Source organism: Streptomyces sp. NPDC059567 (assembly GCF_042735655.1).
Classification (GTDB): Bacteria; Actinomycetota; Actinomycetes; order Streptomycetales; family Streptomycetaceae; genus Streptomyces.
On the sequence record NZ_JBHWBS010000027.1, the window covers coordinates 37,121 to 49,444 of the forward strand.

15 protein-coding genes and 1 pseudogene are annotated in these 12,324 nt (G+C 70.2%); 12 read left to right on the forward strand and 4 right to left on the reverse strand.

Translation table 11 applies throughout. The features are described 5' to 3' along the window. The first annotated feature begins 218 nt into the window (after nucleotides 1-218). The 7 genes from sufD to ACFVZW_RS15115 are packed head-to-tail and all read left to right on the forward strand — an operon-like array spanning nucleotide 219 to nucleotide 4,973. A complete protein-coding gene (sufD, locus tag ACFVZW_RS15085) occupies nucleotides 219-1,400 on the forward strand; it encodes a Fe-S cluster assembly protein SufD (protein ID WP_384521043.1) in 1,182 nt (393 codons plus the stop codon). Further along, nucleotides 1,400-1,717 carry a bifunctional 3-phenylpropionate/cinnamic acid dioxygenase ferredoxin subunit gene (locus ACFVZW_RS15090; protein ID WP_329121971.1) on the forward strand — a complete coding sequence of 106 codons (318 nt, stop codon included), beginning with the start codon at nucleotides 1,400-1,402 and terminating at the stop codon, nucleotides 1,715-1,717. The genes sufD and ACFVZW_RS15090 overlap by 1 nt, the downstream gene beginning before the upstream one ends. Nucleotides 1,718-1,724: 7 nt before the next feature. Next, a complete protein-coding gene (sufC, locus tag ACFVZW_RS15095; protein WP_384521045.1) occupies nucleotides 1,725-2,489 on the forward strand; it encodes a Fe-S cluster assembly ATPase SufC in 765 nt (254 codons plus the stop codon). Further along, nucleotides 2,486-3,754, forward strand: coding sequence for a cysteine desulfurase (locus tag ACFVZW_RS15100; RefSeq protein WP_329121975.1), 1,269 nt, complete (start codon nucleotides 2,486-2,488; stop codon nucleotides 3,752-3,754). The genes sufC and ACFVZW_RS15100 overlap by 4 nt, the downstream gene beginning before the upstream one ends. 8 nt (nucleotides 3,755-3,762) lie before the next feature. Further along, a complete protein-coding gene (gene sufU / locus ACFVZW_RS15105) occupies nucleotides 3,763-4,224 on the forward strand; it encodes a Fe-S cluster assembly sulfur transfer protein SufU (protein WP_017238621.1) in 462 nt (153 codons plus the stop codon). Then, on the forward strand, nucleotides 4,221-4,559 hold the full coding sequence (locus ACFVZW_RS15110; RefSeq protein ID WP_362367104.1) for a metal-sulfur cluster assembly factor: 339 nt from the start codon (nucleotides 4,221-4,223) through the stop codon (nucleotides 4,557-4,559). The genes sufU and ACFVZW_RS15110 overlap by 4 nt, the downstream gene beginning before the upstream one ends. Nucleotides 4,560-4,607: 48 nt before the next feature. After that, entirely contained in the window at nucleotides 4,608-4,973 is a 366-nt protein-coding gene (locus tag ACFVZW_RS15115) for a VOC family protein (RefSeq protein WP_384521048.1), read from the forward strand. Here the strand turns inward: ACFVZW_RS15115 and ACFVZW_RS15120 are convergent. Beyond that, nucleotides 4,963-6,048, reverse strand: coding sequence for an oxidoreductase (locus tag ACFVZW_RS15120; RefSeq protein ID WP_384521050.1), 1,086 nt, complete (start codon nucleotides 6,046-6,048; stop codon nucleotides 4,963-4,965). The genes ACFVZW_RS15115 and ACFVZW_RS15120 overlap by 11 nt on opposite strands. A 62-nt stretch (nucleotides 6,049-6,110) precedes the next feature. Here ACFVZW_RS15120 and ACFVZW_RS15125 point away from each other — a divergent pair, with 62 nt between their 5' ends. The 4 genes from ACFVZW_RS15125 (at nucleotide 6,111) to ACFVZW_RS15140 (ending at nucleotide 8,453) form a co-directional block, all read left to right on the forward strand. After that, nucleotides 6,111-6,431, forward strand: a complete 321-nt coding sequence (locus tag ACFVZW_RS15125; RefSeq protein WP_384521052.1) for a DMT family transporter — start codon at nucleotides 6,111-6,113, stop codon at nucleotides 6,429-6,431. After that, the gene (locus tag ACFVZW_RS15130; RefSeq protein WP_384521055.1) at nucleotides 6,431-7,024 is read left to right on the forward strand and encodes a TetR/AcrR family transcriptional regulator; all 594 of its coding nucleotides are present in this window, start codon (nucleotides 6,431-6,433) and stop codon (nucleotides 7,022-7,024) included. Before ACFVZW_RS15125 ends, ACFVZW_RS15130 begins: the two co-directional genes overlap by 1 nt. Nucleotides 7,025-7,174: 150 nt before the next feature. Beyond that, entirely contained in the window at nucleotides 7,175-8,158 is a 984-nt protein-coding gene (gene dapD, locus ACFVZW_RS15135) for a 2,3,4,5-tetrahydropyridine-2,6-dicarboxylate N-succinyltransferase (protein WP_352186255.1), read from the forward strand. Nucleotides 8,159-8,234: 76 nt separating this feature from the next. After that, nucleotides 8,235-8,453: a hypothetical protein gene (locus ACFVZW_RS15140; protein WP_384521058.1), complete on the forward strand. Its 219-nt coding sequence runs from the start codon at nucleotides 8,235-8,237 to the stop codon at nucleotides 8,451-8,453. Here the strand turns inward: ACFVZW_RS15140 and dapA are convergent. Continuing rightward, complete coding sequence (gene dapA / locus ACFVZW_RS15145; protein ID WP_384521061.1) at nucleotides 8,438-9,316, reverse strand: 4-hydroxy-tetrahydrodipicolinate synthase; 879 nt, start codon at nucleotides 9,314-9,316, stop codon at nucleotides 8,438-8,440. The two genes, ACFVZW_RS15140 and dapA, sit on opposite strands and share 16 nt — an antisense overlap. Before the next feature lie 121 nt (nucleotides 9,317-9,437). Between dapA and ACFVZW_RS15150 the strand changes: the two are divergent. Then, a pseudogene (locus ACFVZW_RS15150) lies at nucleotides 9,438-9,758 on the forward strand (SDR family NAD(P)-dependent oxidoreductase); the annotation flags it as partial. Here ACFVZW_RS15150 and ACFVZW_RS15155 read toward each other — a convergent pair. Both ACFVZW_RS15155 and ACFVZW_RS15160 read right to left on the reverse strand, forming a co-directional pair. Next, nucleotides 9,755-10,198 carry a GNAT family N-acetyltransferase gene (locus tag ACFVZW_RS15155; protein WP_384521064.1) on the reverse strand — a complete coding sequence of 148 codons (444 nt, stop codon included), beginning with the start codon at nucleotides 10,196-10,198 and terminating at the stop codon, nucleotides 9,755-9,757. The pseudogene ACFVZW_RS15150 and the gene ACFVZW_RS15155 overlap by 4 nt on opposite strands. A gap of 105 nt (nucleotides 10,199-10,303) precedes the next feature. Beyond that, nucleotides 10,304-12,148, reverse strand: coding sequence for an endonuclease/exonuclease/phosphatase family protein (locus tag ACFVZW_RS15160; protein WP_384521067.1), 1,845 nt, complete (start codon nucleotides 12,146-12,148; stop codon nucleotides 10,304-10,306). Nucleotides 12,149-12,324: the final 176 nt, after the last annotated feature.

A 12,324-nucleotide genomic window follows, 5' to 3' on the forward strand; every position in this document is an offset into this window, starting at 1 on the left:
GGGCCCGGCGCGGGGCGCCCCGCGCCGGCTCCGCCCCCCCCCCGACGCCCCCCCCCCACACGGACCGGCAAACGACGACCCCCGGGCTCAGCCGCTGAGCCCCGCGAGCACGCCGCCGGGCGGCGCGGCCGCGGACGGTGCCCCAGGCGCCGCCGCCACCGGCCGCCCGGCACAGGCGGGCAAGCACGACGAGGCAGGAAGAGAGCAAGACGACAGCCATGGCTGAGGCTCAGAACATCCCGGCGGGCTCCACCACCGCCGGCTCGATCGCGGTGGCCGCCGAGTCCACCGTCGCCACGCGCATGAGCGCGCCCCCGTCCTTCGACGTCGCGGACTTCCCCGTCCCGCACGGTCGCGAGGAGGAGTGGCGGTTCACGCCGCTGGAGCGGCTGCGAGGTCTGCACGACGGCACCGCGGTCGCGTCCGGCGAGGGCGTCAAGGTCGAGATCGAGGCCCCCGAGGGCGTCACCGTGGAGACCGTCGGCCGTGACGACGCGCGGCTCGGCAAGGCCGGCATGCCCGTCGACCGCGTCGCCGCCCAGGCGTACACCTCCTTCGAGAAGGCCTCGGTCGTCACCGTCGCCAAGGAGGCCGTCCTCAGCGAGCCGATCCGGGTCACCGTGCACGGCGAGGGCGGCGTCGCCTTCGGCCACCAGGTGATCGAGCTCGGCGCGTTCGCCGAGGCCGTCGTGGTCATCGACCACACCGGCGACGCGGTGCTCGCCGCCAACGTCGAGTACCTCCTCGGCGACGGCGCCAAGCTCACCGTCGTCTCCGTCCAGGACTGGGACGAGAAGGCCGTCCACGTCGCCCAGCACAACGCGCTGGTCGGCCGTGACGCCTCCTTCAAGTCCGTCGTGGTCACCTTCGGCGGCGACGTCGTCCGCATCCACCCGCGCGTGCGGTACGCGGCCCCCGGCGGCGAGGCCGAGCTCTTCGGGCTCTACTTCACCGACGCCGGCCAGCACCAGGAGCACCGCCTCCTGGTCGACCACAACACGCCGCACTGCAAGTCCAACGTGGCCTACAAGGGCGCGCTGCAGGGTCAGGACGCCCACGCGGTCTGGATCGGTGACGTCCTCATCCAGGCCGCCGCCGAGGGCACCGACACGTACGAGCTCAACCGGAACCTGGTCCTGACGGACGGCGCCCGCGTCGACTCCGTGCCGAACCTGGAGATCGAGACCGGCGAGATCGCCGGCGCCGGTCACGCCTCGGCCACCGGTCGCTTCGACGACGAGCAGCTCTTCTACCTGATGTCCCGCGGCGTCCCGGAGACCGAGGCCCGCCGCCTCGTCGTCCGCGGCTTCTTCGCCGAGCTGGTCCAGCAGATCGGTCTGCCGGACGTCCAGGAGCGCCTCATCGCCAAGATCGAGGCCGAGCTGGAGGCGTCCGTCTGATGGCCTTCGTCCGAGTCTGCGCGCTGAGCGAGCTGGAGACCGACACCCCGAAGCGGGTCGAGGTCGACGGCACGCCGGTGTCGGTCGTGCACACCGAGGGCGAGGTGTTCGCGATCAACGACATCTGCTCGCACGCCAACGTCTCCCTCTCGGAGGGCGAGGTCGAGGACTGCTCCATCGAGTGCTGGCTGCACGGCTCCAGCTTCGACCTCCGCACCGGCAAGCCGTCCGGCCTTCCCGCGACGCGCCCCGTCCCCGTATACCCCGTAAAGATCGAAGGGGACGATGTGCTCGTCTCCGTCACCCAGGAGTCCTGAGTCACCCATGGCAACGCTTGAAATCCGCGACCTGCACGTCTCCGTCGAGGCCGAGAACGGCCCCCGTGAGATCCTCAAGGGCGTCGACCTGACCGTGAAGCAGGGCGAGACCCACGCCATCATGGGCCCCAACGGCTCCGGCAAGTCGACCCTGGCGTACTCCCTCGCCGGCCACCCGAAGTACACGATCACCGGTGGCACCGTGACCCTGGACGGCGAGGACGTCCTGGAGATGTCGGTCGACGAGCGCGCCCGCGCCGGTGTCTTCCTGGCCATGCAGTACCCGGTCGAGGTCCCCGGTGTCTCGGTCTCCAACTTCCTGCGCACCTCCGCCACCGCCGTCCGCGGCGAGGCCCCCAAGCTGCGTACCTGGGTGAAGGAGGTCAAGGAGGCCATGGAGAAGCTCCAGATGGACCCGGCCTTCGCCGAGCGCAACGTCAACGAGGGCTTCTCCGGCGGTGAGAAGAAGCGCCACGAGATCCTCCAGCTGGAGCTTCTGAAGCCGAAGATCGCGATCCTCGACGAGACCGACTCCGGCCTTGACGTCGACGCGCTCCGCATCGTCTCCGAGGGCGTCAACCGCGTCCGTGAGACCGGCGAGGTCGGCACCCTGCTGATCACTCACTACACGCGCATCCTGCGCTACATCAAGCCCGACTTCGTGCACGTGTTCGCGAACGGCCGCATCGCCGAGTCCGGCGGCGCCGAGCTCGCCGACCAGCTGGAGAACGAGGGCTACGACAAGTACGTGAAGGGTGGCGCATCCGCGTGACATCTGCCCATCAGGGGCTCTCCGGCCTCCTCGACACCGAGGCGATCCGCAAGGACTTCCCGCTCCTGGATCGCGTGGTCCACGACGGCAAGAAGATCGTGTACCTGGACTCCGCGGCGACCTCGCAGAAGCCGCGCCAGGTGCTCGACGCGCTCAACACCTATTACGAGCGCCACAACGCCAATGTCCACCGCGGCGTCTACACGGTCGCCGAGGAGGCGACGGCGCTGTACGAGGGCGCCCGTGACAAGGTCGCGGCGTTCATCAACGCGCCGAGCCGCGACGAGGTGATCTTCACCAAGAACGCCTCCGAGTCGCTCAACCTCGTGGCCAACATGCTGGGCTGGGCCGACGAGCCCTACCGCGTGGACCACGAGACCGAGATCGCCATCACGGAGATGGAGCACCACTCCAACATCGTGCCGTGGCAGCTGCTCTCGCAGCGCACCGGCGCGAAGCTGAAGTGGTTCGGCCTCACCGACGACGGTCGTCTCGACCTCTCGAACATCGAAGAGGTCATCACCGAGAAGACCAAGATCGTCTCGTTCACGCTGGTCTCGAACCTGCTGGGCACGATCAACCCGGTCGAGACGATCATCCGGCGTGCGCAGGAGGTCGGTGCGCTGGTCTGCATCGACGCCTCGCAGGCGGCCCCGCACATGGTGCTCGACGTGCAGGCGCTGCAGGCCGACTTCGTGGCCTTCACCGGCCACAAGATGGTCGGCCCGACCGGCATCGGTGTGCTGTGGGGACGGCAGGAGCTGCTGGAAGACCTGCCTCCGTTCCTCGGCGGCGGCGAGATGATCGAGACCGTCTCGATGCACTCGTCGACGTACGCGCCGGCTCCGCACAAGTTCGAGGCGGGTACGCCCCCGATCGCCCAGGCCGTCGGCCTCGGCGCGGCCGTGGACTACCTGTCGGCGATCGGCATGGAGAACATCGCGCGCCACGAGCACGCGATCACCGAGTACGCCGTCCGTCGCCTCCAGGAGGTTCCGGACCTGCGGATCATCGGCCCCACCACGGCCGAGGACCGCGGCGCGGCGATCTCCTTCGTGCTCGGCGACATCCACCCGCACGACGTGGGCCAGGTTCTCGACGAGCAGGGCATCGCGGTCCGGGTCGGCCACCACTGCGCGCGGCCGGTCTGCCTGCGGTACGGAATTCCTGCGACCACGCGGGCGTCGTTCTATCTGTACTCCACCCCGGCCGAGGTCGACGCCCTGGTCGAGGGTCTGGAGCACGTACGGAACTTCTTCGGCTAGGGGATCTCGTGAAGCTCGATTCGATGTACCAGGACGTCATCCTGGACCATTACAAGCACCCGCACGGGCGCGGTCTTCGGGACGGCGACGCCGAGGTGCACCACGTGAACCCGACGTGCGGCGACGAGATCACGCTCCGGGTGAAGTACGACGGCTCGCGCATCGAGGACGTCAGTTACGAGGGTCAGGGCTGCTCGATCAGCCAGGCTTCGGCCTCGGTCCTGAACGAGCTGCTCGTCGGCAAGGAGCTGGCCGAGGCGCAGAAGATCCAGGGCACGTTCCTGGAGCTGATGCAGTCCAAGGGCCAGATCGAGCCGGACGACGCGATGGAGGAGATCCTGGAGGACGCGGTCGCGTTCGCGGGTGTCTCCAAGTACCCGGCCCGGGTGAAGTGCGCGCTGCTCAGCTGGATGGCGTGGAAGGACGCGACGGCCCAGGCTCTGGGTGACGCGGAGAGGAAGTCGGCATGACCGAGAACGCCGAGGCCACGATGAAGCCGGCCTCCGAAGAAGAGATCCGCGAGGCGCTGTACGACGTCGTCGACCCCGAGCTGGGCATCGACGTGGTCAACCTCGGCCTGATCTACGGCATCCACATCGACGACACCAATGTCGTCACGCTGGACATGACCCTGACGTCGGCGGCCTGTCCGCTGACCGATGTGATCGAGGACCAGGCGAAGGCCGCCACCGACGGCATCGCCAGCGAGCTGAAGATCAACTGGGTCTGGATGCCGCCGTGGGGTCCGGACAAGATCACGGACGACGGTCGCGAGCAGCTGCGCGCGCTCGGTTTCAACGTCTGACCGTTTCGCACCTTCGAACGGCCATGCTTTCCAGGCAGACTGGCGGGCATGGCCGTTCGCATGTATCAACTCGCCGTCGACGCCCACGACCTGCCCGCTCAGGCGCGCTTCTGGTCGCGGGTGCTGGACTGGAAGATCCTCTTCGAGGCCGAGGGCGAGATCGTCATCGGTGCCGACGCCTCCGCCCTGCCGGGGATGTGCTTCCTCCCCGTCCCCGAGTCCAAGACCGTCAAGAACCGGCTGCACATCGACCTGACGCCCGACGACCAGGACGCCGAGGTCGAGAGGATCCTCGCCCTCGGGGCCCGGCGGATCGACGTCGGTCAGGGCGAGGACGCGACCTGGGTCGTCCTCGCCGATCCCGAGGGGAACGAGTTCTGCGTGCTGCGCCCGAAGCGGTCCCTCATCGACTGAACGGGGGCGGCTCGGCCGCAGCCTCGAGGAGGGCGGGGGCGAGGTTCTCCTTGCGGATGCGCTGGTCGACGTAGACGAGAGCGGTGACCAGGGGCGGGAAGACCGAGCAGACGGCCTGCGCCACCATCGAGCCGAGGACGACGAACACCAGGACCGGTGCGAGGGCCAGCAGCAGTTCGCTCGCGGAGTCCGCGTCGGACGGTTCCATGAACGAGCCGGGGAGCTGGATCAGCAGGCTGAAGACCTGCTGCATCAGCCAGTTCACCATCGCGGCCATGACGCCCGCGACCAGCAGCGTGCCGAAGATCCGCCACCACGAGCCGCTGACCAGCGCGCTGGAGCGGCGCATCGCCGCCGCCGCTCCCTGCCCCTCGAAGACGGCGGCCGAGGGGGCGAGGCTGAGCTTCACCCAGATCCAGGTGGCCAGCGGCATGGCGGCCAGGGCGACGAGCAGGGCGACGACGGCCAGGCCGGGCGACATCTCGGCCGAGCCCGACCCGGTGCTCGCGTTCGACAGGGCCGAGAAGAGGGCCACCATGAAGCCGATCATGGCCAGCGCGAAGAGGACGATGGGGGCCATCATGATCAGCGTGGTCAGGAAGACCGTGGCCACCACCGCGGGCATCCGTGACCAGGCACGGCGCCAGACCGCGCCGAAGGTCGTCCGACGGCCGAGGACCGCCTCCTGGACGACCGCCGGGCACGCCGCGTAGACGACGGCGCTCGCGACCAGCATCCCGACCATGGCGATCAGCCACACACAGCCGAAGGCGATGAGCAGCGGCCGGCCGTCCTCCCAGCTGGGGTCCTGTCCGCTCGGCAGATCGAAGACCCCGGGCAGATGGTCGGAGACCAGGGCGTACGCGATGCCGAGGGCCGTGGCGAGCAGCAGCAGCGCCCCGCCGTACGCGGCCGCGGCGACGCCGAACAGCTGCTTCCAGTAGCGGCCGATGGTGGTGAACGCGCCGGTCAGGAGCTGGCTGAGCCCCAGCGGCGCGAGGGGTATCACGCCGGGCTGCGGCGGGGGTGGCGGGGGAGCGTAGCCGTAGCCGTACGGCCCCGAGGCATATGTCATGCGCACACCGTAGCCGGAGGCGTTGTGTACGCCCGTACATATCGTTGTGTACGCTTGTACGCATGGGATACGGACTGCTGGCGGGAGCCATCACCGCGGAGATCGTCGCCACGGTCTCCATGAAGTACAGCGAGGGTTTCTCGAAGACCTGGCCGTCGATCGTCACGGCCACGGGCTATGTGATCGCCTTCGCGTTGCTCGCGCAGGCGCTCAAGACCCTCCAGGTCGGCACGGCGTACGCGATCTGGTCGGGCGTGGGCACCGCGGCGGTCGCCGTCATCGGCATCCTCTTCATGAACGAGACGTTCAGCGTCGCCAAGGTCGCCGGGGTGCTCCTGATCATCGCGGGGGTCCTCGTGCTCAACATGGGCGGAGCCCACTGATGGCCCGCCCCCGCCGCCACGACCCCGAGCGGCGGCAGCGGATCGTCGACGCCGCGCTGCGCGTGGTCGGCGCCCGGGGTATCGAGGGGCTGAGCCACCGGACGGTCGCCGCGGAGGCCGACGTCCCGCTCGGCTCCACGACGTACCACTTCGCCTCCCTCGACGAACTGCTCGTCGCCGCGCTCCGCCAGGCCAACGAGGGGTTCGGGCGGGAACTGCGCGAGAGCGGCGCGCTCGCCGACCCCGAGACCGACCTCGCGGGCGAGCTCGCCCGGCACATGGGGCAGTGGATCGCCGGCGAGCGGACCGGGGTGGAGCTGGAGTACGAGCTCTACCTCGCCGCCCTGCGCCGCCCCGCGCTGCGGCCGGTCGCGGCGGAGTGGACGGACGCCGTCGCCGAGGCCCTCTCCCGGCGCACGGACCCGGTCACCGCCCGAGCCCTGGTCGCCCTCATGGACGGCATCTGCCTCCAGGTCCTGCTGACCGGCATGCAATACGACGAGGAGTACGCCCGCGAGATGCTGTCGCGCGTCCTCGCGGTACGACCCGTACAGGGCGCCGCGCTCGGTGGCGCGGTCGAGGGAGCCGGCTAGCGGCGAGGCCCGGGGGTGCCGGACGGTCTCCGACCGGGCCGGTCGATCCGACGAGGGCCGTGGCGCGGGGGTTGGCGGATTCGCCAGGCGGCTCGACCGACACCTGAGACCGGTTGGCCCGGGCGGGGCCCCGACCGTTAGGTTTTCCGCATGACCACTGCTCCTCGCACCACCGGCGCCGTCGCCGCCGGCCTCGCCACCATCGCCGGTGACGGCACCGTTCTCGACACCTGGTTCCCCGCCCCCGAGCTGACCGACGCGCCCGGGCCCGCCGGAACCGAGCGGCTCACCCCCGACGCCGCCGTCAACGCCCTCGGTGAGGGCGCGGCCAAGGCCCTCGGCGTGGACGCCCGTCGTGGCGTCGAGGTGGTCGCCGTCCGCACCGTCATCTCCTCGCTCGACGACAAGCCGCTCGACGCCCACGACGCGTACCTGCGCCTGCACCTGCTGAGCCACCGGCTGGTCAAGCCGCACGGCCAGAGCCTCGACGGTGTCTTCGGCCTGCTGGCCAACGTCGCCTGGACCTCGCTCGGCCCGGTGGCCGTCGACGACATCGAGAAGGTGCGCCTCAACGCGCGCGCCGAGGGCCTGCACCTCCAGGTGACCTCGATCGACAAGTTCCCGCGGATGACCGACTACGTCGTCCCCGCCGGCGTCCGCATCGCCGACGCCGACCGCGTGCGGCTCGGCGCGCACCTCGCCGCCGGTACGACCGTCATGCACGAGGGCTTCGTCAACTTCAACGCCGGCACGCTGGGCACCTCGATGGTCGAGGGCCGCATCTCCGCCGGTGTCGTCGTCGGCGACGGCTCCGACATCGGCGGCGGCGCCTCCACCATGGGCACCCTCTCCGGCGGCGGCAACGTCATCATCTCCATCGGCGAGCGCTGCCTGATCGGCGCCGAGGCGGGCGTCGGCATCGCGCTGGGCGACGAGTGCGTCGTCGAGGCCGGTCTGTACGTCACCGCCGGTACGCGCGTCACGATGCCCGACGGCGAGATCGTCAAGGCCCGCGACCTCTCCGGGGGCGACAACATCCTCTTCCGCCGCAACTCGGTGACCGGAGCCGTCGAGGCCCGCCCGAACAACGCGGTGTGGGGCGGGCTCAACGAGATCCTGCACAGCCACAACTGAGCCGTGACCTGCTCGTGTGACGCTGCGTTATCGGTACGACGTTGAGCCACACGAGCAGACAAGGCGAGGAGTCGACATGAGGACGAGGCCCACCATCGTCGGAGCGCTGACCGTGGCGGCGGTGCTCCTTCCGGCCGCGGCCGCCTCCGCGAACGAGACGCACACCCGGACCCACAACGGTCCGTACGTCTCGAACGGGCCCAGCCTCACTCTCCACACCGGTCAGATCGACGACCCGCTGGAGGACGTCCTGGAGCACGCGGCGCTCTTCGGCACCACCTACGTGTTCGACTGAGCCAGATCCTCGTACGCCGTCCGCAGCCCGTCGACCGTCTCCAGGTCGGCGGGCTGCAGCGGTTCCCGGACGAAGTCGCCGAGGAGCGCCTTCGCGGTCACCGTGCCCGGCAGACCGGAGGCCATCATCAGCTCGGAGAGCGGCATGGTCAGCGCGTTGAGCCGGGCCGCCCCGGCGGTGTCCCCCGCGTCGAAGGCGTCGAGGACGGCCCGCATCTGACGCGGCGCCACGTTGGCCACCGTGCTGACGAACCCGGCGCCGCCCACCGCGTACAGCGGGAGGTTCATCTCCTCGCAGCCGGAGTAGTACGCCAGCGAGGTGCGGGCGATCACCTTGGTGGAGCCGAGCAGGTCGTAGGCGCAGTCCTTGACCGCGACGATCCTCGGGTGGGCGGCGAGCCGCAGCATCGTCTCCGGCTCGATCCGGGTGCCCGTGCGGCCGGGGATGTCGTACAGCATCACCGGCAGACCGGTCGCGTCCGCGACCTTGCGGAAGTGCGCCTCGACGGCGTCCTGCGGCGGCCTGCTGTAGTAGGGGGTGACGACCAGGAGCCCGTCCGCACCCGCCTTCTCGGCCTGGCGTGCCAGCTCGGCCGTGTGCCGGGTGTCGGAGGTGCCGACGCCCGCGAGGACCGAGGGGCCGGGGCCGACGGCCTCGCGTACGGCCTCGATCAGGGCCGCCTTCTCGGCGTCCGTGGTGGTCGGTGACTCACCGGTGGTGCCGTTGAGGACGAGCCCGTCGCAGCCCTCGGACACCAGATGGGCAGCATGCTCGCGGGCCACGTCGAGATCCAGCTCGCCGGAGGCGGTGAAGGGCGTGATCATCGCGCAGAGGGCCCGGCCGAAGGGGCGTTCAGTGCTCATCGAGAAAGTCTGCGGGGCGCGATACTGAAGGTCCACTTAGTTCTTCTTGGGGTGAGGGGTAAGCATCCCTGAAGAATGGGTGTTCTGGCATGATCTCCCTGCGCGACAGGAGGACATGGAGAGAGCCGGCGTCCGCCCCGGCGGCAGCTCCATCCCGTACGCGGTCTCCAAGGCGGCCGTCAACCACATGACGAAGCTGCTGGCCAAGACCCTCGGCCCGGAGGTCCGGGTCAACGCGGTCGCGCCGGGCTTCATCGACACCCCTTGGTTCGACGGGGTCGAGGGCGCGGACGAGGCCAAGGCCCATGTGGCGGGGGCGGTACCGCTCCGCCGGGTGGGACGGCCCGAGGACATCGCCGGCGCCGTCTTCGACCTCACCCATGCCTCGTACATCACCGGCGAGGTCCTGCTCGTCGACGGCGGAGGGCACCTGCTCGGCTAGAGCGCGAGCTTGAAGCCGTCGTGGCTGCATGCGAAGCCCAGCGAGGCGTAGAAGCGGTGGGCCTCGGTCCGCTCCTTGTTGCTGGTCAGCTGGACGAGTGCGCAGCCGCGTGCGCGCGCACGCTCCACCGCCCGCACCATCAACTCCCGGCCGAGCCCACCGCCACGCCGGTCCGCCCGGATCCGCACGGCCTCGATCAGGGCCCGCTCGGCCCCGCCCTTGCCGAGACCGGGGATGTACGTCGCCTGCAGACACCCCACGACCAGATCCCCGTCGACGAGCACCAGCATCTCGTTGCGCGGATCGTCCGCGATGTCCGCGAAGGCCCGCTCGTACGCCGGTGTGACGACGACCGAGCCGGGGTCGACGACCTTCTCCTCGTCGGCGAGGAGCGCGAGGACGGCGGGCAGTTCGGGGCGGGTGGCGGGGTGAAGGATCACGCGGCGGAGTCTCCCACGGGCCACGGGGCCGCTGCCGACGCGGGGTGCCGACCACGACGGCACACGCCCGCGCCGGGTCTCGGCGCGGGCGTGCGGCGTGCGGTGCTACGGGCGGAAGCGCAGCACCTGCGGGTCGTGGTCGCTGTTCTGGTCCGCGAACTCCGCGTTGATGTGGACGCTGTCGTACTCGAAGTGACGGATCCCCGGGCTGGTCAGGATCTGGTCGAGAACCTGGCTGTTGCCCTGGAAGACGTACGAGTAGCGCTCGCTGCGCGGCAGCGACTTCACGGCCGGGTAGAGCGCCCCGCCGTCCGTCAGCGCCTTCGTCGTCTCCGAGAACTCGAAGTCGTTGATGTCGCCGAGGACGACGACATCGGCGTTCTTCTCGATGGCGAGGACGTCCTTGACGAAGGCGTTGACGGCCTGCGCCTGGAGGAGCCGCTTGGCTTCGGAGGAACGGTTCGGCGGCTGGCGGTGCGCGACCAGCGACTCGTCACCGCCCTTGGAGCCGAAGTGGTTGGCGATCACGAAGACCGTGCGGCCACGGAAGGTGAACTCGCCCGCCAGCGGCTTGCGGCTGTTCTCCCAGGCGGTGTTCGCCGGGTCGATCCGGCCGGGGGAGAGGGTCAGCTCGGCGCGGCCCTTCGCGGCGGCGACCACGTCCGTCGCGGTCGCCGCGTCGCCGCCCGCGCGGTCGGTGAAGGAGACCCGCTCCGGGTTGAAGAGGAAGGCCTGGCGGATGTTGCCGCCGGGCTCGCCGCCGTCCTTGTTGTTCTCCGGGTCGACCGAGCGCCACTCGTACGCAGGACCGCCCGCGGCCACGATCGCGTCCGTGAACTTCTTCAGCGTCTGGTCGGCCGCGACCGTGCCGTCGTTCTTGGCGCCGTTGTTGTCCTGGATCTCCTCCAGGGCCAGGATGTCGGGCGAGGCGAGGTTGTCCACCACGGCCGCGGCCAGCGCGTCGAACTTCTCCTGCGGGTCGGACGGGTCGAGGTTCTCGACGTTGTACGTCGCGACCGCCAGCTCGTTCCTGTGCTGCTTGTCCGTGGTCTCGCGCTCCAGGCCGCGGTCGACGACCGTGCCCAGGGTGCGCGCGGTCAGCGTGTAGCCGCCGAACTGGTTGAAGTCCAGCGGACCCTCGGTCGTGCCGGAGAGCACGTCGCCGACGTTCGCCTTGGGGAAGGGCTGCTGGGCGATCGGCGTCAGCGACTGGATCTGGAGCCGGCCGGTGTTCTGCGAGGTGTACGAGCCGTAGACCGTGCCGCCGCGCCAGTTGCGGTTCTCCCAGGGCTTCACCGTGACCCACAGCTCGGAGTACGGGTCGGTGGCGCCCACCACGCGCGAGGAGCCGACGCGGACGTTGGTGCCCTCCAGGGACTCGTAGTAGTCCAGGGCGTACCGCTTCGGCTCCAGGGTCAGGCCGTTGATGGAGCCGCCGGCCGCCGGGTCGCCCTCGGGGGCGTACGCGGAGGGCACGGACCAGGCCGAGATCGTCACGGGGGCCGGGACCGGGTTGCCGGAGGAGACCACGGTGACGGTGGGCTTGGAGAGCTGCGTCAGCGACTGGTTGCCGGAGTTCAGGCCGCCGGGGACGTACTCGCCGACCGTACCGTTCACGCTGACCGCGTCGCCGACGGCGACGGTCGGGACGGAGCTCGTGAAGACGAAGAGGCCCTCGCTGGTGGCCGGGTTGTCGTCGGCCTGCGGGTCCTGGATCCAGAAACCGCGCGAACCGTAGGTCCGGACGCCGGTCACGATGCCCGTGACGCCGGTGACCTGCTGGCCGACGAGGGGCGAGACCCGGGTGGTGCCCTGGATGTCGTGGACGCGGACGGCGGCTGTGTCCGCCGTGGTCTCCGCCGAGGCGGAGGAGCCCGCGAGGAGTCCGGCCGCGAGCGCGGCCGTTACGACGGCGGCCACAGCCGCGGATCTCGGTATGGAGGAAGGCATCAAGGAGCTCCGGAGACGCTTGGAGAAACGGTCGATGTATCTACGCGCGTCAATCTCTTGGCTGAGCGGTGGACTTGTCAAGGGTCGACGGGTGTACGAAGGCTGACGGCTCCGTGAACCGGCGGTCCACCCGGGAAATGCGTCTACCCTGAAGGCCGTTCGCCAGCACCGTCGAC

Excerpts from the sequence above, each read along its gene's own strand:
- dapA (WP_384521061.1), bottom strand. The coding sequence starts at position 9,316 with ATGAGCACTGAACGCCCCTTCGGCCGGGCCCTCTGCGCGATGATCACG.
- sufD (WP_384521043.1), top strand. The coding sequence starts at position 219 with ATGGCTGAGGCTCAGAACATCCCGGCGGGCTCCACCACCGCCGGCTCG.
- ACFVZW_RS15120 (WP_384521050.1), bottom strand. The coding sequence starts at position 6,048 with ATGACATATGCCTCGGGGCCGTACGGCTACGGCTACGCTCCCCCGCCA.
- ACFVZW_RS15130 (WP_384521055.1), top strand. The coding sequence starts at position 6,431 with ATGGCCCGCCCCCGCCGCCACGACCCCGAGCGGCGGCAGCGGATCGTC.
- sufC (WP_384521045.1), top strand. The coding sequence starts at position 1,725 with ATGGCAACGCTTGAAATCCGCGACCTGCACGTCTCCGTCGAGGCCGAG.
- ACFVZW_RS15110 (WP_362367104.1), top strand. The coding sequence starts at position 4,221 with ATGACCGAGAACGCCGAGGCCACGATGAAGCCGGCCTCCGAAGAAGAG.
- ACFVZW_RS15125 (WP_384521052.1), top strand. The coding sequence starts at position 6,111 with ATGGGATACGGACTGCTGGCGGGAGCCATCACCGCGGAGATCGTCGCC.
- ACFVZW_RS15140 (WP_384521058.1), top strand. The coding sequence starts at position 8,235 with ATGAGGACGAGGCCCACCATCGTCGGAGCGCTGACCGTGGCGGCGGTG.
- ACFVZW_RS15160 (WP_384521067.1), bottom strand. The coding sequence starts at position 12,148 with ATGCCTTCCTCCATACCGAGATCCGCGGCTGTGGCCGCCGTCGTAACG.
- ACFVZW_RS15090 (WP_329121971.1), top strand. The coding sequence starts at position 1,400 with ATGGCCTTCGTCCGAGTCTGCGCGCTGAGCGAGCTGGAGACCGACACC.
- dapD (WP_352186255.1), top strand. The coding sequence starts at position 7,175 with ATGACCACTGCTCCTCGCACCACCGGCGCCGTCGCCGCCGGCCTCGCC.
- ACFVZW_RS15115 (WP_384521048.1), top strand. The coding sequence starts at position 4,608 with ATGGCCGTTCGCATGTATCAACTCGCCGTCGACGCCCACGACCTGCCC.